The following is a 25,721-nucleotide window of genomic DNA, read 5'->3' on the forward strand; positions in this document are numbered from 1 at the left end:
AGCGACTTGCCGTTTCGGATACGCGACCAGCACGGCGCCGCCCGTGCCGTCGCCTACCTGATGCTGGCCGCCGCCGTCTACAACCTGGTCGCCAGCGTGCTCATGAAGCTCGGCGAACCCCTCGTCGAGCTGGTGGCGAGCGGGGTCGCGGCGCTCGGCTTCCTCACCATCGGGGTGATCTGCCTGCGCCGCCCGCGGGCGCTGCCCCGGCTGTTCTGGCCGGCCGTGCCCCTGCTCTCCACGCTCACCATCACCGGCCTCAACTACGCGACCCGGGACACCACGCTGGGCCCGCAGCTGTTCTACCTGTGGCCGCTGCTCTACTCGGCGTCGTTCCTGGGCCGCTGGCTCACCGTCGCGACCGTCGCCCTGATCTCGGCGGGGCACGGCGCCGTGGCGTTCTCGTACATGGCCGACACCGGCCATGCCCTCGCCGACTGGTTCGCGATCACCGTGGCCATGGCTATGACCGCGTTCGTCGTGGCCGGCCTGCGCGAACGCAACAGCAGGCTGCTCGAGGTGCTGGAGGCCCAGGCGAGCTCGGACTCGCTGACCGGGGTGGCGAACCGCCGGGCGTTCGACCGGGAGCTGGCCCGTACCGTGCGGGCGGCGGCCGGCGGCGGTGACCCGGTCGCCCTGATCACTGTCGACGTCGACCACTTCAAGAGCATCAACGACGGCTGGGGGCACGCCACCGGCGACCGGGCGCTGCGCGCCGTGGCGGACGCGCTGAGCGACGTGCCTTCTCCGGGGGAGCGCCTGGTGGCCCGCCTCGGCGGCGACGAGTTCGCGGTGCTGCTGAGGGCCGGCCCGGACGAGGCCCTCCGCTACGCCGAGCGGGCCCGGGCCCGGGTCGGCGCGGTCACCGATCTGCCCTGCGGCCCGCCGAAGCTCAGCATCGGCATCGCGGTGCTGCCCGATCACGCGCGGACCGCCGAGGAGCTGCAGCGGGTCGCCGACGCCGCCCTCTACCAGGCCAAGGAGCGGGGCAGAGGGCAGAGCGCCGTGGCCGTCACCGCGGCGTGACGACCGGCCGCTCCGCGGTGTCCTCGTCGAACGCGTCGTTCTTCTTCACGACGCCCTCGATCTCGGCGCCGTTCCGCGGATAGGGCCCCCACCCGTCCCGGATCACGTGGATGTAGACCGACTCGAGGCACACCCCGATCCGCTCCACCAGGTCGGTGTCCTCCGGCGCGCCGAGACGCACGGCCCGGGCGAAGTGGTCCAGCGCCTCCATGAGCCGCCCCTGGTCGAAGCAGCACCGCCCGGCGTTCTCGTGCACGACGCTGCGTACCGCCGCCGGCACGTCCGCCTCGACGGCCCGCTGGAACAGCCGGTCCGCCTCGATGTAGTCCCCGCGCAGCCGCAGCACGTGCGCCAGCTCCGCCTGAGCGATCACGACCGACTGCAGGTCCTTCGCCGACTCGGCGTGCGCCAGTGCGAGCCGGCTCGCGGCCGCGGCCATGCCGAGCTCGCCGAGCAGCCGGTACACCTCCGCCCGCACGCTGAGCAGCCCCGCCTTGACGATGTTGTCCGCCTCGTCGGCGAGCGGCCCGTCGAGCCGTTCCCCGAGCTCGCGCAGCGCCTCCCGATCGTCGACGACCTCCCGCAGCGTGGCGCCGTCCAGCCGCCACCGGATGGCCGACAGGTCGGAGGCGGTCAGCGGGAGATGGGGAGCCAGTTCGGGCGCGCTCCCCTCTTCCTTCTCCGCCGTTTCGGCATTTTCTGGCTTTTCGTCCTTTTCCGGTTTTTCGTCCTTTTCCGGCGCCGGCGTCTTGGCCGCGAACCATCCGCCCCCGAAGGCCGTGTCCGCATACCGGGGCGTCACATCCGGCCCGCTGACGGCGAGCTTCCCTATCGGCTTCAGGTTGTGCAGCGTGCCGTCCGGATCCATGTAGGGCGCGTCCGGCTCCGCAGCGGCCTGCGTCGTGGCCGGGCCGGGCGGCGAGGTCCAGGCACTGCCCGGTCCTTCACCCTTCCCGCGTACGACGGAAGCCTCCGCCCCCGCCGGCTCCTCCGCCCCCGCAGGTTCCTCCTCCCGGGCCGCCTGCTCCCGGGCCGGCTCCTCCCGGGCCGGCGGATCGACCGCGCCGCCCCGTGCGTCCTCGGACCCGCCCTGCTTCCGCCCGTCCCCGTCCTGCCCGGCCGGCGCCTCGTCCCGAGGCCCAGGCTGAACCGGAACCGCAATCCGCCGATCCCCCAGCGAAACGGTGGGCCCTTCCGCACCAGCGGCAGGAGGCAGCTCCACCCCACCGTGATGAGGAATCCCGGGAGCCGCCGGACCGCTCCCACCTTGAGCCGGAATGCTCGAAGCCTGCTGCGAGCCGGGAGGCGGCTGCCACCCCGGCGGAACGGGCTGAGCCACAGCCGGTACCTGGGTCCGCCCACCCGGCGCCGCCCCCAGAGGCTGAGGCGCGACAACCGGAGGCCAACCAGAAGGAGCAGCCCCCTGACCACCGACCGGAACAACAGGAGTCTCCGAAGCCCCCTGCCCGCCGGTCGAGCCGGGCGCAACCATCGGACGAGCCGGCGGCCAAGCGGTAGCAGCCGAAGGCACACCCCCGGCCCCTTCCTGCGGACGCCCCCACCCGGCAGGCGACACGGGCCGGGCCCCGGCAGGCGCCTGATGCGCCTCATCCGGAACGATCGCCCAGGGCCCGTCCCCACCCGACAGAACCACATGAGCAGTACGAGGCGACCTCCGCGAACGCTGCTGAGGCACCTCGACGTCCCCACCCGACGGCCCGGCGCCATGCTGCGGCCCGGCGCCATGCTGCGGCGCTGCCCCGGCGGGCGGCGTCGCCCCGGCGTGTGGCGTTGCCCCAGCACGCGGCGCTACCGCCGGCTCCGGCGCGGCTGCGGCATGGGTTCCGGCCCCGGCATGTGCCGCGGACGCAGGCTGCGGTGCGGCGCCGGCGTGCGATCCGGTTCCGGGCTGCGGCGCGGCGCCGGCGTGCGACCCTGCGCCGACCGGCGATGCGGTACCCGGCTGAGGTCCAGCGCCGGCCTGCGGTGCCGGAACGGTCGGCCGCCCGGCAGCGGACGGTGCCGCCGGGACGGCCGACCCCGCCGGGGAGGACGGAGCCGCCGGAACGGACGGTCCTGCCGGGGAAACAGACTGCTCGCTCGCCACGGGGGCGGTAGCGGGAGAGACGGCCACCTGCGGCCGTTGCTCCGGCACCGGGACGGCCGAGGCCGCCGCCGGACGCGGAGCCGTCTCGGCTGGTCCGTGGGGACCGATGACCCGGGCCGGGGGTACCGGCGCCGGCGCGGCCACCACCCTCGGCGCGACCGGCGGGTCCGCCTTGATGACCCGGGGCGGGGGAGGGGGTGCCGAACGGCTGACGACCTTCGGGGGAGCGGGCGCCTCGGCGCGCCGCACCACCCGCGGACCGTCGCCCTCGTCGCGCCCGTGCCCATCGCCCTCCGCCTGCTCGCCATCGCGAACGTCGTCGAGCAGCCGGGTACGTTCCTCGTCGAGCTGCCGCGTCGGCTCGTCGTCCGGGCGTCGCGACTCTTCCGGGCGTCGCGACTCTTCCGGGCGTCGCGACTCTTCCGGGCGTCGCGACTCTTCCGGGCGTCGCGACTCTTCCGGGCGGGACGCGGGACGGTTCTCCCCGCGGACGCTCTCCGGCCGCCGTACCCCGATGGTCGGCCCGTCGAGCGGGTCGCTCGCAGCCCCGTCGAGAGGCGGCACCTCGGCTCGTCCGTCGACCGTCGCCCGTCCTTCGACAGGAGCACGACCTTCGACGGTGGCGCGGCCCTCGGCGGTAGCGGCAGCCCGGCCCTCGGCCACCATCCGGCGGTCGTCGCGCCGATCGTCGCGGCGGGGTTCCGGACGGTCGTAGGAAGCGGCCACCTCGGGACGGTCGTAGGAAGCGGCCACTTCGGGACGGTCGTAGGAGGCGGGTGCCTCGGGACGGTCGTAGGAGGCGGCCACCTCGCGGCGGTCGTAGTACGCGTCCTGCTCGTCCCGGCGTGTGCGGCGCGGGTCCGGCTCCTCGCGGCGGATTGGGCCGGACGCCCGGGTCTCCAGGTCGTCCCGCCTCGGGCGGCGGCCGCCCGCGGGACGGATCGGGCCGAAGTCGTCGTCCTCCCAGGCGCGGCCGCGGCCGTCATAGCGGTCGCCCTCGTCGACGCCACGGAAGTCCCCGTTGCGGGACTCGGAGCCACGGGAATCGACGCCACGGGAATCGACGCCGCGGGAATCGACACCGCGGGGGTCGGAGATTCGGGGATCGCCCAGGCGCGGGTCGGGGACGCGGGGGCGCCTCTCGTCCTCGTCGTAGCGGGCGCCCCTCCGCCCGTACCCCGCAGGCTCCTCCTGGAAGGACGCAGCGCGACGCGCGTCGCGGTGGTCTCCCTCGCGGGCGCGGCGGCGGGGGTCGAAGCCGGCGACGTCGCGGTGGGCAGGTTCGCGGCGGCGGTCGTCCTCCCAGTATTCGTCGGCTCGCAGCTCGATGGTGCGGCCGTCGGGCGGCAGGCGCAGGTCGTCGTCGTCCCAGCGGTCGTCGCGGGTGGCGCGGCCCTCGCGGCGCAGCGGGCGCTGGGCGGGCGTCTCGTCCCAGTCGTTCTCGACGGTGGCGCGGGCCGAGGCGCGGGAGGCGTAGCGATCGCCGCCGGCGCCGCGGCGGAGGTCGGGCCGGGCCGCCGGGTCCTGGATCGGGAAGTCCGGTTTGTCGAAGTCGACACCGAGCTCGGGACGGTTGAAGTCCACGTCGGCGAAGTCGTCGCCGGCGAGGTTCGGCTTCGAGGTGTCGATCGGTACGAAGTCGGGGTCGTTCAGCCAGCTGGGCCGCTGATCGTCGAAGGATCGGCTGGCCGTCGCCTGCTCGCCGCCGGTGCGCCGGGTCGGTATCACCGGGTCGGGCGCGGTCCGCCGGGAGTAGTGCTTCTCCTGGATGACCGCGGACTGCGGCATGAACGAGTACTCGTCGTACTCCTCGGCCCAATACTCGTCATCTTCGTAACTCATGCAGCGGCCCCGAAAAGAGAAGCGGCCCCGAAACATGACGCGGCCCCGAACCGGCTCGCATGCCGCATCCGCGCCACCGTCCTCACGCTGTCCCACCTCCGCACACCGGTGCCCGCCCCTCGCGCCCCGGATCGATGCCTGCCACGTGGTGGATGTGGAAGGTTAATCACGGATTTGCGTAGTGCGCTACCGCGCTGCGGACCTCTGCCATGGACCCCGCGGCGGCCCGCGGGGACCGACCGTCCCGGCGCCGCAGCCCGCCGGGAGTCGTCGATCATCGGGGTATACGTCCGGCGGGCGCTCGCGGTTCAACTCCCTCAGCAGTGATAACGCCACGGATTCCGGAGCGCCGGGAGAGGTACGCCGGATCAACGATGATCATTGGACGGTGGTGACGGGGCCGGTTCCGGCTTAAGCGCGTTTTAAGCTTCTCCACAGGAGACCTACGACTTCGCGGACGACCCTGAACAGGTGACGCCCGGGCGTGTCGAACACCACTCACGTTTTCCACGGATCATGGGTCACCGGCCTGGCACGGTTGTTGAGGCGCCCTGATGAAGGGGGCCTGAAACACGAGTCCGGTGATCGACCGAGCCCCCCAGCCGAGTCTCACCGGCCGACCTCCCGGCAGGCGGCCGCCGCCCCCAGTCAAGCGGCTGCCACGCGCCCGAGACGACCCGCAGGGGACGAAGCCCCCCTTGTTCCTCCGCGGGTGGTGACCATCGGCGCGATGCCGGGACCAGGGACGGCGGCGGGACCAGCGCCCGCCGCCGTTCCCCTGAACCGAAGACTTTCCTCCTCGGCTGGCTGTCGCCGCTGTCTCCCGCCCACCCATGCCGGCGGTGACAGCCAGCCTCCCCCTTCCGGTCTCAGAGCCGGCCGTCGGTCGTGAACCGCCCGAACCGCCCCGGGATCGCCAGCCCGGCCGCCCCCAGCTCGGCCAGCAGGATGGACAGCTCGGACGGGGTCAGGCGATCGGCCCGCGACGCCGGCGGATGCCGCACGCCGAGCGCGGTGGCCGCCTCGATGGCCCGCATCGCGATCGCGGCCTCGACGGCCCAGAGGCGGTGGGCGCAGAGGCCGGCGTGGGCCGACGCCGCCAGTTCGTCATGAAGGCGCAGCAGCCGGCGCAGATCAGCGGCCAGTCTCTCGATGGGAGGGCCGGAAGGTTGCGGCGCGGGCGAGCGCCACCAGCGGATCATGGCTCACCTCACGACCTGCGGAGCGCGGGTCCACCCCCGAGAATCCCGCCGCCGCGTCCGGGCCGTCAAGGCTCAATGGGTACGGCCGTGCCGGTCCCGGGCCTTCAACCGGACGGTCGGCAGCTCCGGGGCGGGCAGCGGCGCGGCGGCACACCCCTCGACCGTGCCGAATCGCTCACCGGCCATCCACTGCGTGCGCGCCTCGACGATCTCCTCGTGCGACCGGCCCACGAAGTTCCACCACATGACGAGCGGCTCGTCGAACGGCTCCCCGCCGAGCAGGAACAGCCGTGCCTCATCGGGGCAGGCGACGGAGACCGCGTCCCGGCCGTCGCCGAGATAGAGCAGCGACCCCGGCGCGAGGGTGTGCCCGTCGACCGTGGCCGAGCCGGACATCACCAGGATCCCGTGCTCGAAGCCGGGCGTCAGCGGCAGCGTGGCCGCGCCCGCCGCCGGGAAGAGGATCTCCGCGCCGAGCAGCGGCGTGTGCGTCGTGGCCGGCGAGGAGACGCCACCGAGCCGTCCGATCACGACGGTCACGTCCGCCCCGCCCTCCCGGAGCGCGGGCAGCGACGGGTGGTGGGCGAAGCCGGGGGAGCGGACCGCGGACGGCAGCGCCACCCAGAGCTGGAGCCCGTGCATGCCGTCCGGGTGGTCGGGCGGCGTGTACTCGGAGTGCGCGATGCCGTGCCCGGACGTCATGAGGTTGAGCTGGCCGGGCGCGATGAGCTGGTGGCTGCCGAGGCTGTCCCGGTGCTCGATGATCCCGTCGACCAGCCAGGTCACGGTCTGCAGTCCGGTGTGCGGGTGGGGCGGGACCTGCATCCCGGGCCGGCCGCGCACGTCGTCGGGGCCGAAGTGGTCGACGAAGCACCACGCGCCGATCATCCGGCGCTCCCGGTGCGGGAGCAGGCGCCGTACGGTCGTGAACCGCCCGAGCGGCACGTCGTGGCCCGGCAGCAGAAGCCCGAGGTCGGTGCTCATGGCTCCCACTCTATGGAGTGTCGTGGCGGGTACACCCGGCGCGGACCGGCGGATCCCTGGAACGGTGGAAAAGACCGATTTGTCCAGAAGGGGGACATCCATGATCCGCCGGCTTCCGTACTGCTCCCAACCGCCCCGCAGCATGCCCGTCCTCCCGCCGGAGATGCCGGTGGCCCGCCAGCACGCGATCATCGTGGGCCGCAGCAAGTGGGTGAACGGGACGCCGCTGCGCTACGCGTTCATGCCGGAGACCCGGGACCACGCGCAGGAGGAGGTGGTCCGGGAGGCGTTCGACGAGTGGAAGGACCTCGGGATCGGCCTCGACTTCTGGGAGGTCCGGGACCTGGAGGAGGCCCAGGTGCGGATCGGCTTCCGGCCCGGCACCTCGTGGTCCTTCGTGGGCCGGGACATCCTCGGCATCCCGTACCAGGAGCCGACCATGAACTTCGGCTGGGACCTGCGCGACGACTACGGCCGGGGCACCGCCCGCCACGAGATCGGCCACACCCTCGGCATGCCGCACGAGCACCAGAACCCGAACGCCGGGATCGTCTGGGACGAGCCGGCCGTGTACGAGTTCCTCGGTGGCCCGCCGAACTTCTGGTCACCGGGCGACGTCTTCCACAACGTGCTGCGCAAGCTGGACCCGGCCGAGGTGGAGGGCACCCGCTGGGACCCCGACTCGGTCATGGAGTACGAGTTCCCGCCCGGCCTGGTGCTCAGCCCGGAGGAGTACCGGGAGGGCATCTTCCCGCCCGGCACCATCTCCAAGCTCGACGCCGAGCAGGCCCTCTTCTGGTATCCGGCCCTGGAGGAGCGCCCGCCCCGCCTGACGATCTTCGAGTCCCGCGCGCTGGATCTGGCGCCGGGCGAGCAGTTCGACGCCGAGCTGGTGCCGGACGAGACCCGGGCGTACCGGCTGGCGACGTTCGGTTCGTCCGACATGGTGCTGGTGCTCTTCGAGGACTCCGACGGCGAGCTGCGCCAGATCGCCGCCGACGACGACAGCGGCGAGGAGCGCAACGCCCTGCTCGAGGTGGAGCTGCGGGCCGGCCGGCGCTACGTGCTGCGCGCCCGGATGTACCACCTGTGGCAGGCCGGCGACTCAGCCGTGATGGTCTGGTGACAGCGACCGGGATCCGAGGATCTTCGTGATCGTCACCTCGATCGCCACCCGGGCCGGGTTGGGGCGGGGCGTGCGGTACCGCTTGGCGTACCGCTGCTCCGCCTCGGCGACCGCGCCCGGGTCGTCGGCGACCACGGCGAGGCCCTCGATGGTGCTCCACCGCGGGCCGTCGACCTGGCAGATCGCCACCCGCTGCTGGCCCCGCCGGATGTGCCGGACGTGCGCCGAGGTGGCCGACGAGATGACCCGGGCCAGCCCGGCGTCCGGGTCGAGGGTGGCGCCGACCGCTACCACGTGCGGTGAGCCGTCGGCCCGCAGCGTGGTGAGCGTGGTCAGGTGCCGCTCGGTCCAGAAGTCGAGAAGTGCCGATGACTCGATGGGGATCACGCCGCTCATCCTCGTACCCTAGAAGGTCTCCGCCGGAAGATCGCCCCGGCGCACCGCCGCGACCAGCGACGCGTGGTCGGACTCGACCTGATCGGCGTAGGCGCGGGCGAACCGGCAGAGCGAGTCGTCCATCTTGTCCGAGCCGCCCACGTATCCCGCGATCATCGACGCCCCGCTCGTGCGCGCGTGCGACTTCGCCAGCAGGAATCCGCAGATGCCCGCGTAGTCGGCCAGGGCGCCCGCGTCGAGGTCGTCGACCAGGATCGCGCCCTTCATGTCGCGGAACTGGCGGACGTAGAACTGCTGATCCCCCACGGTGGTCCAGCCGAGCAGCGGGTCACTGACGGTCTGCAGCGCCTGCTGGTACTCGACGACCCGCTGGCCCTGGTGCCGGTGCCAGGCGAGCTCGCCGTGCTGATGCTTCGCGACGACCGAGCGGCGGGCCTCCTTGAGCTGGAGGAACACCACGTCGTCCGGGCTGCTGCCCTCGCAGAGCGCCACATAGGCGCGCAGCCCGACCGAGCCGACGCCGACCACCTTGTGCGCGATGTCGACGATCCGGTAGCCGCCGAGGATCCGCGCCCAGTGCGGCTTCAGCGTGTTGAGGTATCCGTCCAGGGCCCCGGCGAGCAGGTCGCGCTCCTCGCCGGGCAGCCGGGTGATCAGCGGCGGCTCCTCGACCAGCCGCGCGGTGCCGTCGTGCCGCTCGGTGAAGCGGGGCAGGGCCCGGTCGCTGGTCCGCCGGCGCGCCCGCCGTGCCGCCCGCTCGATCTCGTCGCGGAAGCTGGCCCGGCTCGCGGCCGACCGCATCGCCGCGACGTCGAGCTGGTCGAACGAGCGGGCCAGCAGCGGCTGGTCGGCCAGGAACGAGATCTGCTCCCGGTACGACTCGACGCAGTGCTTCACGGCGTCGCCGCAGGCGCTCTCCCGGAACCCGTTCTCCCGGCCGGCCACGTGGACGCTCACGACGAGCCGGCGCAGGTCCCACTCCCACGGGCCGGGGTGCGCCTCGTCGAAGTCGTTGAGGTCGAAGACCAGCTCCCGCTCCGGCGAGGCGTAGAAGCCGAAGTTGCCGAGGTGCGCGTCGCCGCAGATGACCGGCGTGATCCCGGTGAGCGGCATCCGGGCGAAGTCGTCGGCCATGAGGGCGGCGGTGCCGCGCAGGAACGCGTACGGCGAGGCGATCATCCGGCCGATCCGGACCGGGATGAGGTGCGGCACCCGGCCGAGGTGGGACTCCACCACCTGGGCGACCGGGTCGGGCCGATCGGACGGAGGTCGCCAGTGCGCCATCTCCGAGCGGGGGGAGTGGTCGCGCAGCGAGCGCCCCACCTCGTATCGTTCGGCGCGAGGGGCCGCGGCGCGGCGCAGCGAGGTGAAGCCCTCGTCGTTTACGCTCCCGAGCACGACGCGGCCGTTCAGTGTTGGTGACCCGTCCATCGCTGCTGAGGGTACGTCCTCGTTATAGGGGCTCGTTAAATACCGGGTGTTATCGATAACATTCCCGTTACGTGGCGGCCGCATTGCGTTGCCACACCCTCATTTAACCGGACCCGACGAGGTGCGCAAGTGGACAAGGTATCCCGTAGCCCGGCGATGACCGATGTGGCCCGGCTGGCCGGCGTCTCTCACCAGACCGTCTCGCGTGTCCTCAACGATCATCCCAACGTCAAGGAGCAGACCCGGATCCGGGTCCGCGCCGCGATCGCCGAGCTCAACTACCGGCCGAACCGGGCCGCGCGGGCGCTCGTGACCGGCCGCTCGCAGCTGATCGGTGTGGTGGCGCGGAACAGCACCCTCTACGGCCCGGCCTCGATGCTGACCGAGTTCGAGCAGGCCGCGGCGGACGCCGGCTTCGCGGTGAGCGTCGGCAGCGTGCGCGAGCTGGACCGCTCCTCGATCTCCGCGGTGGTGGACCGTCACCTGGACCAGCGGGTGGCCGGCCTGGTCGTGATCGCGAACGTGGCGTCGGCCGCCGAGGCCCTGGCCGAGCTGCCGTCCGACGTGCCGGTGGTCTTCATCGACGGCGACCCGGCGAGCGGCCGGCCGACCGTCACCGTCGACCAGGTGGCCGGGGCCCGGGCGGCCACCCGGCACCTGCTGGACGCCGGCCACGAGACGGTCTGGCACGTCTCCGGCCCGACCGACTGGTTCGACTCGGCCGGCCGCATCCAGGGCTGGCGGCAGACCCTCGAGGAGGCCGGCGCCGAGGTACCGCCGCTGCTCTCCGCCGACTGGTCGGCCGCCGAGGGCTACCGCGCCGGTCAGATGCTGGCCCGGATGCCCGAGGTCACCGCCATCTTCACGGCCAACGACCACCTCGCCCTCGGCATCCTGCGCGCCCTGCACGAGCGCGGCCGCCGGGTGCCGCACGACGTGAGCGTGGTGGGCTTCGACGACGTGCCCGAGGCGGCCTACTTCATTCCGCCGCTGACCACCGTCCGACAGGCCTTCGGCGACGTGGCGCGGGCCGCGCTGAGCCTGCTCCTGGGTCAGATGCGTGACGACTCGGGCACAGCCGATCACATCGTGGTGCCACCCCAGCTGGTGGTCCGGGAGAGCGTCGGCCGGCCCTTACCGATGCTCGGTTAAAGAGCCGTTACCTCGTTGTTGCCGACGGGGGTTGACGGGGGTTTTGTTAGCGATAACACTAGGGCCTGCTCCGCCGGAGTGTGGCCCCCGCCACCTCCCGGCCCCCCTTCGGAGGTACACCCCTGATGTCGAAACCACAGATCTGGTTTCTCACCGGCAGCCAGCACCTGTATGGCCCGGAGACCCTCCAGCAGGTGGCCGACCAGTCCGCTGAGATCCAGCGGACCCTGGCCGCCGGCGGACTGCCCGCCGAGATCGTCGGCAAGCCGGTCCTGACCGACTCGGGCGCGATCAAGCGTCTCATGCTGGAGGCGAACGCCGACCGGGACTGCATCGGCATCATCGCCTGGATGCACACGTTCTCGCCGGCCAAGATGTGGATCGGCGGGCTGGACGCGCTGCGCAAGCCGCTGCTGCACCTGCACACCCAGCACAACGTGTCGCTGCCGTGGTCCACCATCGACATGGACTTCATGAACCTGAACCAGGCCGCCCACGGCGACCGCGAGTTCGGTTTCATCCAGGCCCGGCTCGGCGTGCCGCGCAAGGTCGTCGCCGGTCACGCCTCCGACCCGGCGATCGTGTCCCGGATCGAGTCGTGGACCCGCGCCGCGATCGGCTGGCAGCACCTGCGCAGCCTGCGGGTGGCGCGCTTCGGCGACAACATGCGCGACGTCGCGGTGACCGAGGGCGACAAGGTGGAGGCCGAGCTGAAGTTCGGCGTCTCCGTCAACACGTACGGTGTCAATGATCTTGTCGAATATGTCGACGCGACGACCGACGCGGAGATCGACAAGCTCATCAGCGAAATCTCGGACATGTACGAAATCTCGTCTGAGCTGCTCGCGGAACGCAACGACTCCCTCCGCTACGCCGTGAAGATCGAAGCCGGTCTGCGGCGGTTCCTGACCGAAGGCGACTTCGGCGCGTTCACCTCCAACTTCGAGGACCTCGGCGGCCTCCGGCAGCTCCCCGGCCTGGCCGTCCAGCGCCTCATGGCCGACGGCTACGGCTTCGGCGGCGAAGGCGACTGGAAGACCTCGGTCCTCGTCGCCACCGTGAAGGCGATGGGTTCCGGAACCGGGCGCGGCACCTCATTCATGGAGGATTACACCTACCACTTCGGGCCGGGCGAGCCTAAGATCCTCGGCGCGCACATGCTCGAGGTGTGCCCGACGATCGCGTCCGCCAAGCCGCGCGCCGAGATCCACCCCCTGGGGATCGGCGGCCGGGAGGACCCGGTCCGGCTGGTCTTCGACGCCGCGTCCGGACCCGCCGTGGTCATGGGCATGGCCGACATGGGCGACCGTTTCCGCCTGGTGGCCAACGAGATCGAGGTGATTCCGCCGGACGAGCCGCTGCCGAACCTGCCCGTGGCCCGGGCGGTCTGGAAGCCGGCTCCGAACCTCTCCACCTCGGCCGAGTGCTGGATCACCGCGGGCGGCCCGCACCACACGGTGCTCACCCAGGCCGTCGGCGCGGAGACGCTGCGCGACTTCGCCGAGATGGCGCAGACCGAGCTACTGATGATCGACAACCGCACCACCCCGGCCGACTTCGCCGACCGGGTCCGCTGGAACCAGGCGTACTACCGCCTCAACCGGCCGCTGTAGCACGTCCTGGAAAAGCTGTAACACCGCTCTCAAAGAGGAGATCCAAAGTGAAATACCCCCGGCTCGCGGCGGTCCTGACCGCTGCCTCCCTGGTCGCCACGATGGCCGCCTGCGGCTCCGCCGAGAAGACCGTCGACCAGGAGGCTGCTGGCGGCGGCGACAACGCCGGCGCCCTGGTCGGCATCACCATGCCGACCCGTTCCTCGGAGCGGTGGATCGCCGACGGCGACAACCTGAAGAAGCAGCTCGAGGGCCTCGGCTACAAGGTCGACCTGCAGTACGCCGAGGACAGCATCCCGACGCAGACCCAGCAGCTCGACAACCAGATCACCAAGGGCGCCAAGGTCCTGATCATCGCGTCGATCGACGGCACCGCGATCACCACGCAGCTGGAGAACGCGAAGCAGAACAACATCCCGGTCATCGCGTACGACCGCCTGATCCGCAACAGCCCGAACGTGGACTACTACGCCACCTTCGACAACTTCAAGGTCGGCGTCCAGCAGGCCACCTCGCTGCTGACCGGCCTCAAGGTCCTCAACGCCGACGGCAGCGACGCCGGCGCCAAGGGCCCGCTGAACGTCGAGCTCTTCGCCGGTTCGCCGGACGACAACAACGCCACCTTCTTCTTCAACGGCGCGATGAGCGTGCTGCAGCCGTACATCGACAAGAAGGTCATCAACGTCAAGAGCGGCCAGACCAAGTTCGAGACGGTCGCGACGCTGCGCTGGGACCCGGCCACCGCGCAGAAGCGCATGGAGAACGTCCTCACCTCCACCTACAAGGACGGCGCCAAGGTGGACGGCGTGCTGTCCCCGTACGACGGCATCTCGATCGGCATCCTCTCCGCGCTGAAGTCGAACGGCTACGGCACCGCCGCCCAGGCGTACCCGATCGTCACCGGCCAGGACGCCGAGGTCGCGTCGGTCAAGTCGATCGTCGCGGGTGAGCAGTACTCCACCATCTACAAGGACACCCGCCAGCTGGCGAAGGTCGCCGGCGAGATGGCCGACGCCGTCCTCAAGGGTCAGACCCCGACCACCAACAACACCAAGGACTACGACAACGGCGTGAAGGTCGTCCCGTCGCAGCTCCTCGAGTCGGTCATCGTCGACAAGTCGAACTACCAGGCTCAGCTCGTCGACACCGGTTACTACACGGCCGACCAGCTGAAGTGACCCGGGCTCCGCGCTCCGCCCGACCCCAGCGGGCGGGGCGCGGTCTCCACGGCTGAGGCGCACGAAGGCCCATAGGAGGGTCCATGACCGACACGATCCTGCGGATGAGCGGCATCACCAAGACGTTCCCGGGCGTCAAGGCGCTGCAGGACGTCAACCTGGAAGTCCGCAGGGGTGAGATCCACTCCATCTGCGGCGAGAACGGGGCCGGCAAGTCGACCCTGATGAAGGTGCTCTCCGGCGTCTACCCGCACGGCACCTACTCCGGTGACATCGAGTTCGACGGCGAGGCCTGCGAATTCTCCGGCATCCGCGACAGTGAGCACCGCGGCATCGTCATCATCCACCAGGAGCTGGCGCTCGCGTCCAACCTGTCGATCGCCGAGAACATCTTCCTCGGCAACGAGCAGAGCAAGCGCGGCTTCATCGACTGGAACCGGACCAACCACGCGGCCGACGAGCTGCTGCGGCGGGTCGGCCTGGCGGAGAGCGCTGTCACGCCGGTCATCGACCTGGGTGTCGGCAAGCAGCAGCTGGTGGAGATCGCCAAGGCGCTCTCCAAGAAGGTGAAGCTGCTGATCCTCGACGAGCCCACCGCGGCGCTCAACGACGAGGACTCCGAGCACCTGCTCGGCCTGCTCCGCGGCCTGCGCGACGAGGGCATCACCTGTGTGATCATCTCGCACAAGCTGAACGAGGTCATGAGCATCTCGGACCGGGTCACCATCCTGCGGGACGGCAAGACCATCTGGACCGCGGACACGGCCGACCTCACCGAAGACAAGATCATCTCGGGCATGGTGGGCCGCGACCTCGAGCACCGCTACCCGGAGCACACGCCGTCCATCGGCGAGGAGGCTCTGCGGATCGAGGACTGGACCGTCTACAGCCCGACCCAGCCGGACCGTGCCCTGGTCCGCGGCGTCAACCTGAACCTGCGCCGCGGCGAGATCGTCGGCCTGGCCGGCCTCATGGGCGCCGGCCGCACCGAGCTGGCGATGAGCGTGTTCGGCCGGTCGTACGGGGTGAACATCACCGGCAAGCTGATCAAGGACGGCCGGGAGATCCAGGCCCGGAACGTGCGCGAGGCGATCGACCACGGCATCGCGTACGCCACCGAGGACCGCAAGCGCTACGGCCTCAACCTGATCGAGGACATCAAGCGCAACATCTCCGCGGCCGGTCTGACGAAGCTCGCCAAGGGCGGCTGGGTCGACGGCAACGAGGAGCACAAGGTCGCCGACGAGTACCGCGCCAGCATGAACATCAAGGCGCCGACCGTCGAGTCGATCGTGGGCAAGCTGTCCGGCGGCAACCAGCAGAAGGTCGTACTCTCGAAGTGGATCTTCACTGACCCGGACGTGCTCATCCTGGACGAGCCGACGCGGGGTATCGACGTCGGCGCGAAGTACGAGATCTACACGATCATCAACAGGCTCGCCGACGAAGGCAAAGCCATCCTGGTCATCTCGTCCGAGCTGCCCGAGCTGCTCGGCATCTGTGACCGCATCTACACCCTCTCGGCCGGCCGGATCACCGGCGAGGTGGCCCGGGCCGAGGCGACGCAGGAGGGTCTCATGACCCTCATGACGAAGGAAGAACAGGAGGTAGCGCCGTGACGGTCGCACCTACCAACGCCGACCTGGCCGTCGGCAAGGGTCCGGCCGGAGCCCCTGGTGGCAAGGCGCCCTTCAAGCTCAACTTCAACCTGAAGCAGAGCGGCATCTACATCGCGTTCGCGCTGATCGTGCTGCTGTTCACGGTGCTCACCGGCGGCGACATGCTCGCCCCGCAGAACATCAGCAACATCATCGTCCAGAACTCGTACATCCTGGTTCTGGCGATCGGCATGATCCTGATCATCATCGCCGGCCACATCGACCTCTCGGTCGGCTCAGTCGTCGCCGCCTGTGGCGCCTTCGCCGCGGTCATGATGGTCAACTGGGATCTCCCCTGGCCGATCGCGGTCATCGGCACGCTCGTCTTCGGCGCGATCATCGGCGCGTGGCAGGGCTACTGGGTCGCCTACTTCGGCATCCCGGCCTTCATCGTGACGCTGGCCGGCATGCTGCTGTTCCGCGCGATCACGCTGATGATCCTGGGCAACAAGGGCATCGGCCCGTTCCCGGACGAGGTCCGCACCCTGGCGAACGGCTTCACCGACGGCTTCCTCGGCAACATCGCCCTGGGCCCGCTGGGCGGCGCCGACCTGTTCAGCATCATCGTCGGCCTGCTGGTCGTGGCGGCCATGGCGTTCGTGCAGTACCGCGCCCGGGCCGCCCGGCTCAAGTACCACCAGGCCGTCGACCCGCTGTGGCTGTTCATCACGAAGGTCGCCGTCCCCGCCGTACTGATCATGTTCGTGATCGTGCAGCTGGCGCGCTTCCGCAACCTCCCGTGGGTGCTGGTGCTCCTCGCGGCCCTGGTCGTCGGCTACACCGTCGTCACCAACCGCGCCGTCTTCGGCCGCCAGATCTACGCGGTCGGCGGCAACCTGCAGGCCGCGACGCTCTCCGGCGTCAAGGTGAAGTCGGTCGTCTTCTGGCTCTTCGTCAACATGGGCGTGCTCTCCGCGCTCGCCGGCATCATCTTCGCCGGCCGCCTCAACCAGGCGAACCCGACCGCCGGCAACAGCTTCGAGCTGGACGCCATCGCGGCCGCGTTCATCGGCGGCGCCGCCGTCCAGGGCGGTGTCGGCAAGGTCGTGGGCGCCATCACCGGCGGTCTCATCATGGGTGTCATCAACAACGGCATGGGCCTCCTCGGCGCCCAGTCCGAACAGGTCATGCTCGTCAAGGGCGCGGTGCTCCTCGCCGCCGTCGCCTTCGACGTCTGGTCCAAGCGGCGGACCTCGGCCGCCCGCTGACCGGCATGCCGTCCTGACAGGGCCTTGGCGGGACGGCGCCAGAGCCGGCGCTCCGGTTTTCCGGAGCGCCGGCTCTTTTCAAACCCTTTGATCGGGTACGAAGGCCCAACCCGTCCCCGACCGCATCGACAACCGTCCCGCAACGTCGACGCGGGCACGTGCGTCACTCCAGGCCGCGAGGCGCCTCACGCGCCACTGCACGGTCACCCCCTGAGCGCCCTCGATCACCGCAGCCCCGCTCCGGTCGAGGCCCGCGCCCGCCCGTCCCCGCCCGCGCCGCCCGTCCCCGCCCGGCTGCACCCATCGCTGTTCCGGGGCGCACGGTCAGCCGCCACCCGCGGCCGGCTGCAGTTGTGCTGGAGAGCGGCGAATCGACCCCGGGTGGCTGTACGAGAGGGCGACAATTCGGGCGTGCAGGCAGCCATGGCGTACAGCCGGGTTCGGGTGGCTGTACGAGAGGGCGACAATTCGGGCGTGCAGGCAGCCGTGGCGTGCAGCCGGCATGGCGTGGCTGTACGAGAGGGCGACAAATCGGGCGTGCAGGCAGCCATGGCGTACAGCCGGGCTCGGGTGGCTGTACGGAGGGCGGCAGATCGGGCGCCACCACGACCCTGGCGTGCAGCCGGGCGGCGGGCCGGGTCAGCGGGCCACGGCCAGCCCGAACGACGACGGTTTGACCCCGGGGAAGACCGCGGACAGATCACCGAAACCGCACCGCTTCTGGAGGATCTCGCCGATCACCGCGCGATAGTCCGTGGTGGCCGCCAGATCGCCGTCGACCAGGGCCGAGGCGGCCAGCGTGGGCCAGCGGGTGTACACCTTGCCGCCTCGAACGCCGCCGCCGAGGACGAGCATCGCGTTGCCGTGGCCGTGGTCGGCGCCGTGTGAACCGTTCTCCGCGACCCGCCGGCCGAACTCGCTGATCGTCAGCACGGTCACCCGTTTCATGACGGTGTCGCCGAGGTCGGCCGTGAAGGCTGCCAGCGCGGTGGACAGGTCGGCGAGGTTGTCGTGCATGCGCTGGCCCTTGACGGCCTGCCCGAGTCCTTCGTGCATGTCCCAGTCGCCGCAGTCGACGGTCGCGGTGACCAGTCCCGCGTTCGATCTGATCAGGCGGGCCACGTCGCGGAGCGCGGCGCCGAGTTCGGTGGCCGGGTAGCCGGAGCCGGCGGCGGCGGAGCGCGGGCCGGCCATGGCGGCGAGCGCCCGGTCGGCGGCGCGGGCGGGCGCGGCCAGGTGGGCGGGGGCGTCGGCGTACATGGCGCGCAGGGCCGCGGCGATGGGGCGTTTGCCGTCGCCGGCCAGGGTGAGCGCGTCGATCGACTTCATCGAGACGTCGGTGGCGGGGCCGGCGAGCAGGCGGGCCGGCATGGCGCGCCCCATCGAGACCCCGGCCAGGGGTGCGGTGGCGCCGGTGCCGCCGAGCATCCGGTCGAGCCAGCCGCTGCGCTCGGAGGTGCCGGGCGCCGCGTTCTCCATGGCCTCCATGGCGGCGAAGTGCGACCGGGTCGGGTTGGGCTGGCCGACCGCGTGGACGGCGGCGAGCCGGCCGGCCTTCCACTGCGGCAGCAGCGGGGCGAGCGCCGGGTGCAGCCCGAAGGTCCCGTCCCCGGCGATGACGGTGCTTTTGGGTACGGCGATCGTCGGCCGCGCCCGGTAGTAGTCGGGGTCGCCGATCGGCGCGACGGCGGAGAGCCCGTCGAACCCGCCGTGCAGGGAGATCACGACGAGGGTGTCGCCGGCGTAGACCCCGGAGGCGAACGCGAAGTCCACCGCGATGGTGGAGGCGAAGACCCCGGCCGCGGCCCCGCCGAGCAGCGTGCGGCGCCGGACGGCGGCCTGCTCGACACAGGAGAGCATGTGATCACCTCAGCTGGAACGACGGTGAGTCGAGGACGAGCGCGATCAGATACGGCGCGTCGCCGCCGACCGACTTCAGCACAGTGTTCGGCAGCTTCGACACGACGCTGAGCACGGCGGCCGTGTGCGCGGCCGGCAGCTTCTCGCCGATCAGCCGGATCGCGAGCGCGTCGACGAGCGCCCCGTAGGTGGCCGGCAGCGCCGGGACCAGCGACTTCAGCAGGTCGGCGGGGCGGGTGAGCTGCTTCGGATACCAGCCGGCGGCGAGGTTGAGGTGCAGGTTGCAGCGCAGCACGAACGCGGCCGGGGACTGCCAGGCGGCCGTGACGTCCGGGTACCCGTTCGGCGCGGCCCACCGGAACGGCGCGTTCCCGGCGTCGACCATGGCGTTGTAGAGGGCGTCGAGGTCCTTCACCCCGGACGAGGACGGCTGGAGGCCGAGCGCCCGGATCGTCGCGATCATGTCCTCGAAGGGCGTGCGGGTCTTGCGGCCGGCCGACGCCGCGAACTCGGCCGACGTGAACAGGGCGCGCAGCACCGGCACGATGGCGGTGTCATTGGCGAGGTAGACGTCCGCGAGGCGGGTGACGAGCGACGCCGGCGCCTCGTCCGCGACGAACCGGACGCAGAGCTTCGTCGCGATGCGCTCGGCGGTGGCCCGGTGCCGGGCCAGGTGGTCGAGGAACGCGAGCGCGGCCGTCTCACCGTCCGCCTTGGCATTCGCATGATCAAAACCGAGGATGCGTACGGGACCCGTCGCGTGGGCCGAGGCGTCGTAGACGTACGCGCCGGACTTGCCGACCGTCATGCCGGTGAGCAGCCGGGCCGCCGCCTTCACGTCGGCCTCGGAGTATTCCAGGCCCACCGTGTGCAGCTCCATGAGCTCACGGGCGTAGTTCTCGTTGGGGTGCGCCTTCGTCGACGACCGCTGGTCGAGGTAGGTGAGCATGGCCGGGTGCCGGGCGCTCGCCTTGAGCATGTCGGCGTATTTGCCGAAGGCGTGCTTGCGGATCACCTGGGCGTCGTAGTCGGCCCGGGTGTCCCAGACGCCGCTGGAGGGGGCGGTCACGTGCAGGTGGTTGGACCAGAACATCACGGCCGACTCGAAGAGCTGCCGCTCGCTCCACGCGGCGCGCGCCACGGCGGCCCGGCCGAGCTGCCCGAACGCCTCATACGAGTGCTGCGCGACGGAAGACCGTACCGTGGCCGCGGAAGCGCCCGCGAGCGGAAGCCGCCGCAGCACCTCGTCACACGCCTGGTCGGCGATGGCGGCCGGGTTCAGCTGGCGGTCGAGCCACGCCGTGACGCCGAGCTTGCGGGCCTCGGCCAGGGACTTCGCGGTGAAGCCGAAGGTGGCGCGGCGCAGCAGGTGAACGATCGGGTCCGTCATGCCAGACGAGTTCGGCGCGACATGAGGGAAAAAGCGCGGCTGCAACCGTGTCTAACGGTTCCGCAATCCGCCCGCACCCGTGACCCCGGCAGGCCCCTCGTCGTAGGCTCAAGACCGTGGATCAGGCTGAATCGGTACGGACCCCGTCCTCCTGGGTCGTCGTCGGGCTCGACAACGGCGGCACCTGCAACAACGCCACGGTGCTGGACGCCACCGGGCAGTTCCTGGTGAGCAGTCTCGTGGAGAATCCGAGCCGGGTGACGGACGGCCCGGAGACCGCCGTCGAGCAGCTCGCCGAGGCGTTCGCCGGCATCCTGGAGCTGACCAGCACCCCGCTGTCCCTGGTGCGCGCGGTCGGGCTGGACACCCCCGGTCCGGCCAGCGCGAACGGCGTCATCTCGTCGAAGGGCGCCACCAACTTCAACATGGTGGCCTGGCACGGCTTCGACATCCGCGGGGCGCTGGAGAAGCGCCTGGGCCTGCCGGTCGTCTACAACAACGACGCGAACGCGGCCGCCCTCTACGCACACCACCGGCACTTCGGCCCGGAGGCGCTGGAGAAGGGCTCGGTCTCGGCGATCGTCGGCACCGGGCTCGGCGGCGGCGTGGTGGAGAACGGCAAGGTGATCCGCGGCGCGGCCGGCATGGCGGGGGAGCTCGGCCACGTCCAGATCCCGCTGCACGGCGTCCTCGAGGACGGCCAGCCGGTCCCGGTCTGCAACTGCGGCTTCGAGGGCGACGTGGAGAGCATCGCCTCGCTCACCGGCATCAAGAAGAACCTGCTGCCGTACTGGCTGACCCGCTTCCCGGACCACCCGCTCGCGGGCGAGCCGATCGAGAAGGCGGCGAAGCTGCTGCGCGGCTACGGCGAGAAGGACGACCCGCTCGCCGTCGCCGTCTTCACCCAGCAGGCCCGGGCCATCGGCAAGCTCTTCACGATCGCCGCGAACTTCACCGACCCGCACGCCTACTTCCTGGGCGGCGGCGTGGTGGAGGCCGCCCCGCACTTCCGGCAGTGGTTCCTCAACACGGTCCGGGAGAGCACCCAGCTCCGCGACGAGCAGGCCCGGGCCGCGACGTTCTCCCTGGTGGCCGACCTGGACATGGCCGGTGCGCGGGGAGCGGCGGTCGCGGCCCTGGACGCCGTGGCAGCCGGAGCCCGCTAGTCCTTCAGCGCTTCCTGCACGTCCGGGAACATCGGCAGGTATTCGGTCAGCCCGAGCGTGTCGAACAGCCTCCGGAGGAACCCCGACGGGGCGGCGAGCCGCACCCAGCCGCCCCGCTCGGACGCCCGGCCGTGCGCCGTGACCAGCACGCCCACGCCCATCGAGTCGCAGAAGTCGAGACCCGACACGTCCACGACGACGCGCGGCGCCGGGCGTTCGACGAGCCGGCCGAGGTTGGCCTTGAGCGCGGGCGCCGTGTCGATGTCGAGGGATCCGCGCAGCACGAGCACGGCCGTGTTCGGCGGATGGTGGGCGACCGAGACCTGCATATGGGTGACTTTCTGCAACGGGGCCGGGGCGGGCTCGAGGGGCATCGAGGTTGATGACCACCCTATGCGAGCCCGCCTCGGACCGCGCGTCTACTAGGCGGCGTTGCGCCACTTCCTGCCGTTACGGCCGATGAGCCGGTCGGCGTCGGTCGGCCCCCACGAGGCGGCCTCGTACGTCGGGATCGGCGACCGGTCGTTCGCCCAGTGCTCGATGATCGGGTCGACGACCCGCCACGACTGCTGCACCTCGTCGCTGCGGATGAAGAGCGACGCGTCGCCGATCAGCGCGTCGAGCAGCAGGCGCTCGTAGGCCTCCGGCGACTCCTCGACGAACGTGTTCTCGTAGGAGAAGTCCATCGTCGCGGTCCGCACCCGGAACGAGTGGCCCGGCACCTTGGCGCCGAACCGCAGCGAGATGCCCTCGTTCGGCTGGATGCGCAGCACCAGGGCGTCGGCGTCGAGCTCGGTGAGCTGGCTGGTCGGGATCGGCAGGTGCGGGGGGCGCTGGAACTGCAGCGCCACCTCGGTGACCCGGGCCGGCAGGCGCTTGCCGGTCCGCACGTAGAACGGGACGCCGGCCCAGCGCCAGTTGTCCACGTTGAGGCGCATCGCCGCGTACGTCTCGGTGCGCGACAGCGGGTCGACGCCGATCTCCTCGCGGTAGCCGGCCATCAGCTCCTCGCGGGTGCCGCCGCGGGTGTACTGGCCGCGGACCGCCGCGTCGGCGATGTCGCGGTCGGTGGGGAGCCGGATCGCCTGGAGCAGCTTCACCTTCTCGTTGCGCAGGTTCTCGCCCTCGAACGAGACCGGCGGCTCCATGAGCGCCAGCGCGAGGACCTGGAGCACGTGGTTCTGCACGATGTCGCGCATCGCGCCGGCGTGCTCGTAGAAGCCGCCGCGGGTGCCGACGCCGAGCGTCTCGGCCACGGTGATCTGCACGTGGTCGACCCAGGAGCGGTCCCAGATCGGCTGGAAGATCGAGTTGGCGAACCGCAGCGCCAGCACGTTCTGGACGGTGTCCTTGCCCAGGTAGTGGTCGATGCGGAAGACCTGCGACTCCTCGAACGCGCTGTGCACGACGCCGTCGAGCTCGCGGGCCGTGGCGAGGTCACGACCGTACGGCTTCTCGATGACCAGGCGGGAGAAGGTGTTCTCGGTCTCCTGGTTCAGGCCGGCGCCGGCCAGCCCGTTGATCACCGGCTCGAACGCGCCGGCCGGGGTGGAGAGGTAGAAGAGGCGGTTGCCGGAGGTGCCCCGCTGCGCGTCCAGCTCGTCGAGCGTCTCGGCGAGGCGCTTGAAGGTCTCCGGGTCGTCGTAGCCGCCGGCGACGTACCGGATGCCGCCGGCCAGCTGACGCTTGTCGGCGAGGGTGAGCCCGCCGAGCGCGCTGTCCGCGAACTGCTCGTCGCTCATCGGCGTCCGGGCCACGCCGACCAGGGCGAACTGGTCGGGCAGCCGGTTGTGCCGGGCCAGGCTCTCGACCGCCGGTAGGAGCTTGCGGCGGGTCAGGTCACCCGAGGCGCCGAAGATCACCAGCGTGGCCGGTGGTGCGCTGCGCTCCTGGATGAGCTGAGGTGCTGGGTCCATGGTCTGCGTGTCCTCCGACCGGGTCGTTACGTCCGTCTGAACCTTACGGCGATGGCGAGGCGGTGGTTCACCTCCATACCGGGATGCGAGCAGGGCCATAGCGAAAAAAGTGGCAAACTGGCACCAAAGGTCTGGTCATCAAAGGTCTGGCAACCGAGGGGGACCCGTGAAGTACCGGCTCGTGACCCGCAGCGACTTCGACGGTCTGGTCTGCGCCGTGCTGCTGCGTCTGCTGGACTTGATCGACGACATCAAGTTCGTGCACCCGAAGGACGTGCAGGACGGCGTCGAGGAGATCACCGAGCGGGACATCCTGACGAACCTGCCGTACGCCCCGGGCGCGCACATGGTCTTCGACCACCACCACTCGGAGACGCTGCGCAACGAGGGGAATCTGCCGAACCACATCATCGATCCGGACGCGCCCTCGGCGGCCCGGGTGATCTACGACCACTTCGGTGGCAGGGAGCGCTTCCCGAGGGTCTCCGACGACCTCATGCGCGCCGTCGACCAGGCCGACTCGGCGGACTACTCGCTCACCGACATCCTCAGCCCGACCGGCTGGACGCTGCTGAACTTCCTGATGGACAGCCGGACCGGGCTCGGCCGCTTCCGCACCTTCCGGATCAGCAACTACCAGCTCATGATGCAGCTCATCGACGCCTGCATCGAGCACCAGGACGTGCACGAGATCCTCGCCCTGCCCGACGTGGCCGAGCGCGCCCAGCTGTTCCACGACTGCTCGGCCCGCTTCGTCGAGCAGCTGCACCGGGTCTGCCGCCTCGACGGCGACGTGGTGATCGTCGACCTGCGCGACGAGGAGGTGATCGAGGCGGGCAACCGGTTCATGGTCTACGCGCTCTTCCCCGAGGCCCGCGTCTCGGTGCACATCATCTGGGGCCGGCAGAAGCTCAACACGGTCTTCGCCTGCGGCAAGTCGATCATCGACCGCAGCTCGCCGGTGGACATCGGCGAGGTGATGTTGCGCTACGGCGGCGGCGGTCACATCGCCGCCGGCACCTGCCAGGTCCCGCACGACGAATCCGAGCGCGTGCAGCGCGAGATCATCGACGCGCTGCGGACCGAGCGGGTGGTCACCGTCTGAGAAAACCTTCATGGGTACGACGGAGCGGCCGCTCCCCGGAAGGAACGGCCGCCCGACGCGCGGATCACGGGCCTTGCCCGGGGCCCCACCCGCCGGTCGTGGTCCGCGCCCCACGCGCTCGCCACGACATCCTCACGCCCACCCGCGTGAGGTTCCCGCTCGCAGGACCCGGCCTGCGTCGGAGTCCTCTCAGCCCTTGAAGGCCCACTTGCTCGTACTGCCGGCGCCGACCGGCTCCTTCTCGGCGTCGTTCTCGTTCTCGTCCGGCTCGGTGGGGGAGTCCGGCTCCTCCTCGGCCCGGTGCCGGTCCTCGACGGCGCCGCGCCGGTTGCGCAGCAGGGCCCAGCCGGCCCCGAGCAGCGCCAGCGCCGCGACCGCCCAGCCGGTGAGCGACAGCACCGACGGCCCGTCGCCCTCCTCGAGGATCTCGTTGAACGCCGCCTGCTCCTGCGGGCTGAGAGCCGCCTGCTGCTCCGTCCCGGCCGCGCCGGCGGCGGCGCCGTGGTGGCTCGTCGTGGCGGTCCCGTCCGACGGGGTGAGCGCCAGCGTGGCGGGCGGCATGGCCGGCGCGGCCGAGCCGTCCGCGTACTTCGAGTCCAGCGTGAAGGCGACCGAGCTCAGCGTCGGCAGCGGGCCGAGCGCCACGGTCAGGTCGGCCGACTTCCCGGGCGCGATGGTGGCGCCGTTCACCGCGATCCAGGTGATCGCGCTCGGCACCTCGTCGACCGGCGTCGCGCCGTGGATCTGCGCGAGCGGCCGGCTCAGCTTCTGCCAGTCGATCCTCGGCGCCCAGTCGTCCACCGAGAGCGGGTAGACCTCGGCGATCGGCGAGTCCGCCGGGATCCTCAGCGTCACCTCGGTGATCGGCTTCGCGCCGTCGTTGGTGACGCGGAACGTCAGGTTCTCTCCACTGCCCTGCGGCGCGCTCGCCGGGCTCACTGTCACGTCGGCCGCGGCCGGGCCGGCCGCGAAGAGCACGGCGGCAGCGGAAACCACGGTCAGCACGCCCGCACGGCGGGCCATCCCCAGATGCCTCACGACATGTAGTTCGGATCACCGGCCCGGATGGTTCAACGGCGGCCCGGGAAGTTTTCGGGAGTCGCTCGTACCGGATGATGACCGTATGCGAGACGTTTCCATCGGCGGCGACATGATCCGGCTGGGCCAGTTCCTCAAACTGGCCGACCTCATCGAGACGGGCGGCGAGGGCAAGATCCTCATCGCCTCCGGGGACGTGGAGGTGAACGGCGAGGTGGACACCCGCCGGGGCCGCCAGCTCCACCCCGGCGACGTGGTCGAGGTGCAGGGGCGGAGCGCGAGGGTCGCCGTTTAGGGGAAAATGCGAATCGGGACGGAACCGG

General features: G+C 71.1%; 20 protein-coding genes. 10 read left to right on the forward strand and 10 right to left on the reverse strand.

Annotated elements, in window-relative coordinates; all coding sequences use genetic code 11:
* Positions 1-6: 6 nt before the first annotated feature.
* Positions 7-1,026 (forward strand): GGDEF domain-containing protein, encoded by a 1,020-nt coding sequence (locus AB0G10_RS29170; protein WP_360928564.1) that lies wholly within the window; start codon positions 7-9, stop codon positions 1,024-1,026.
* On the opposite strand, the gene AB0G10_RS29175 is transcribed toward AB0G10_RS29170, so the two are convergent.
* From AB0G10_RS29175 to AB0G10_RS29185, 3 genes are all read right to left on the reverse strand, one after another.
* On the reverse strand, positions 1,013-4,975 hold the full coding sequence (locus tag AB0G10_RS29175; protein WP_360928567.1) for a hypothetical protein: 3,963 nt from the start codon (positions 4,973-4,975) through the stop codon (positions 1,013-1,015). The two genes, AB0G10_RS29170 and AB0G10_RS29175, sit on opposite strands and share 14 nt — an antisense overlap.
* 869 nt (positions 4,976-5,844) lie before the next feature.
* Entirely contained in the window at positions 5,845-6,177 is a 333-nt protein-coding gene (locus tag AB0G10_RS29180) for a hypothetical protein (protein WP_360928570.1), read from the reverse strand.
* A 72-nt stretch (positions 6,178-6,249) separates the two neighbouring features.
* The gene (locus AB0G10_RS29185; RefSeq protein WP_360928572.1) at positions 6,250-7,161 is read right to left on the reverse strand and encodes a pirin family protein; all 912 of its coding nucleotides are present in this window, start codon (positions 7,159-7,161) and stop codon (positions 6,250-6,252) included.
* 100 nt (positions 7,162-7,261) lie between these two features.
* Here AB0G10_RS29185 and AB0G10_RS29190 point away from each other — a divergent pair, with 100 nt between their 5' ends.
* Positions 7,262-8,287: a M12 family metallopeptidase gene (locus AB0G10_RS29190; RefSeq protein WP_360928575.1), complete on the forward strand. Its 1,026-nt coding sequence runs from the start codon at positions 7,262-7,264 to the stop codon at positions 8,285-8,287.
* On the opposite strand, the gene AB0G10_RS29195 is transcribed toward AB0G10_RS29190, so the two are convergent.
* Both AB0G10_RS29195 and AB0G10_RS29200 read right to left on the reverse strand, forming a co-directional pair.
* Positions 8,267-8,683 (reverse strand): TIGR03618 family F420-dependent PPOX class oxidoreductase, encoded by a 417-nt coding sequence (locus AB0G10_RS29195; RefSeq protein ID WP_360928578.1) that lies wholly within the window; start codon positions 8,681-8,683, stop codon positions 8,267-8,269. The two genes, AB0G10_RS29190 and AB0G10_RS29195, sit on opposite strands and share 21 nt — an antisense overlap.
* A gap of 9 nt (positions 8,684-8,692) precedes the next feature.
* Entirely contained in the window at positions 8,693-10,114 is a 1,422-nt protein-coding gene (locus tag AB0G10_RS29200; RefSeq protein WP_360928581.1) for a DUF2252 domain-containing protein, read from the reverse strand.
* A gap of 156 nt (positions 10,115-10,270) precedes the next feature.
* On the opposite strand from AB0G10_RS29200, the gene AB0G10_RS29205 reads away from it, so the two are divergent.
* The 5 genes from AB0G10_RS29205 to mmsB all read left to right on the forward strand — a co-directional run bounded on the left by AB0G10_RS29205 (position 10,271) and on the right by mmsB (position 16,923).
* The gene (locus AB0G10_RS29205) at positions 10,271-11,266 is read left to right on the forward strand and encodes a LacI family DNA-binding transcriptional regulator (protein ID WP_360929011.1); all 996 of its coding nucleotides are present in this window, start codon (positions 10,271-10,273) and stop codon (positions 11,264-11,266) included.
* Positions 11,267-11,391: 125 nt separating this feature from the next.
* The gene (araA, locus tag AB0G10_RS29210; RefSeq protein ID WP_360928584.1) at positions 11,392-12,879 is read left to right on the forward strand and encodes an L-arabinose isomerase; all 1,488 of its coding nucleotides are present in this window, start codon (positions 11,392-11,394) and stop codon (positions 12,877-12,879) included.
* Between the two features lie 47 nt (positions 12,880-12,926).
* Positions 12,927-14,057 carry a multiple monosaccharide ABC transporter substrate-binding protein gene (gene chvE, locus AB0G10_RS29215; RefSeq protein WP_360928587.1) on the forward strand — a complete coding sequence of 377 codons (1,131 nt, stop codon included), beginning with the start codon at positions 12,927-12,929 and terminating at the stop codon, positions 14,055-14,057.
* 83 nt (positions 14,058-14,140) lie between these two features.
* Positions 14,141-15,676 carry a multiple monosaccharide ABC transporter ATP-binding protein gene (gene mmsA / locus AB0G10_RS29220; protein WP_360928590.1) on the forward strand — a complete coding sequence of 512 codons (1,536 nt, stop codon included), beginning with the start codon at positions 14,141-14,143 and terminating at the stop codon, positions 15,674-15,676.
* Positions 15,673-16,923 carry a multiple monosaccharide ABC transporter permease gene (gene mmsB, locus AB0G10_RS29225; protein ID WP_360928593.1) on the forward strand — a complete coding sequence of 417 codons (1,251 nt, stop codon included), beginning with the start codon at positions 15,673-15,675 and terminating at the stop codon, positions 16,921-16,923. The genes mmsA and mmsB overlap by 4 nt, the downstream gene beginning before the upstream one ends.
* Positions 16,924-17,562: 639 nt before the next feature.
* Here mmsB and AB0G10_RS29230 read toward each other — a convergent pair.
* Positions 17,563-18,783, reverse strand: coding sequence for a DUF1501 domain-containing protein (locus tag AB0G10_RS29230; protein ID WP_360928596.1), 1,221 nt, complete (start codon positions 18,781-18,783; stop codon positions 17,563-17,565).
* Positions 18,784-18,787: 4 nt separating this feature from the next.
* Positions 18,788-20,173: a DUF1800 domain-containing protein gene (locus tag AB0G10_RS29235; RefSeq protein ID WP_360928599.1), complete on the reverse strand. Its 1,386-nt coding sequence runs from the start codon at positions 20,171-20,173 to the stop codon at positions 18,788-18,790.
* Between the two features lie 116 nt (positions 20,174-20,289).
* Here AB0G10_RS29235 and AB0G10_RS29240 point away from each other — a divergent pair, with 116 nt between their 5' ends.
* Positions 20,290-21,339 (forward strand): ROK family protein, encoded by a 1,050-nt coding sequence (locus tag AB0G10_RS29240; protein WP_360928602.1) that lies wholly within the window; start codon positions 20,290-20,292, stop codon positions 21,337-21,339.
* Here the strand turns inward: AB0G10_RS29240 and AB0G10_RS29245 are convergent.
* Positions 21,336-21,668 carry an STAS domain-containing protein gene (locus AB0G10_RS29245; RefSeq protein WP_360928605.1) on the reverse strand — a complete coding sequence of 111 codons (333 nt, stop codon included), beginning with the start codon at positions 21,666-21,668 and terminating at the stop codon, positions 21,336-21,338. The two genes, AB0G10_RS29240 and AB0G10_RS29245, sit on opposite strands and share 4 nt — an antisense overlap.
* 93 nt (positions 21,669-21,761) lie before the next feature.
* Positions 21,762-23,255 (reverse strand): glucose-6-phosphate dehydrogenase, encoded by a 1,494-nt coding sequence (zwf, locus tag AB0G10_RS29250; protein WP_360928608.1) that lies wholly within the window; start codon positions 23,253-23,255, stop codon positions 21,762-21,764.
* A gap of 166 nt (positions 23,256-23,421) precedes the next feature.
* Between zwf and AB0G10_RS29255 the strand changes: the two genes are divergently transcribed.
* Entirely contained in the window at positions 23,422-24,360 is a 939-nt protein-coding gene (locus tag AB0G10_RS29255) for an exopolyphosphatase (RefSeq protein ID WP_360928611.1), read from the forward strand.
* 189 nt (positions 24,361-24,549) lie between these two features.
* On the opposite strand, the gene AB0G10_RS29260 is transcribed toward AB0G10_RS29255, so the two are convergent.
* Positions 24,550-25,383 (reverse strand): DUF1775 domain-containing protein, encoded by an 834-nt coding sequence (locus tag AB0G10_RS29260; protein WP_360928614.1) that lies wholly within the window; start codon positions 25,381-25,383, stop codon positions 24,550-24,552.
* A gap of 100 nt (positions 25,384-25,483) precedes the next feature.
* On the opposite strand from AB0G10_RS29260, the gene AB0G10_RS29265 reads away from it, so the two are divergent.
* The gene (locus tag AB0G10_RS29265) at positions 25,484-25,693 is read left to right on the forward strand and encodes an RNA-binding S4 domain-containing protein (protein WP_360928617.1); all 210 of its coding nucleotides are present in this window, start codon (positions 25,484-25,486) and stop codon (positions 25,691-25,693) included.
* The last annotated feature ends 28 nt before the right edge of the window (positions 25,694-25,721 follow it).

The sequence above is a fragment of the Actinoplanes sp. NPDC023714 genome, assembly GCF_040639855.1.
Classification (GTDB): Bacteria; Actinomycetota; Actinomycetes; order Mycobacteriales; family Micromonosporaceae; genus Actinoplanes.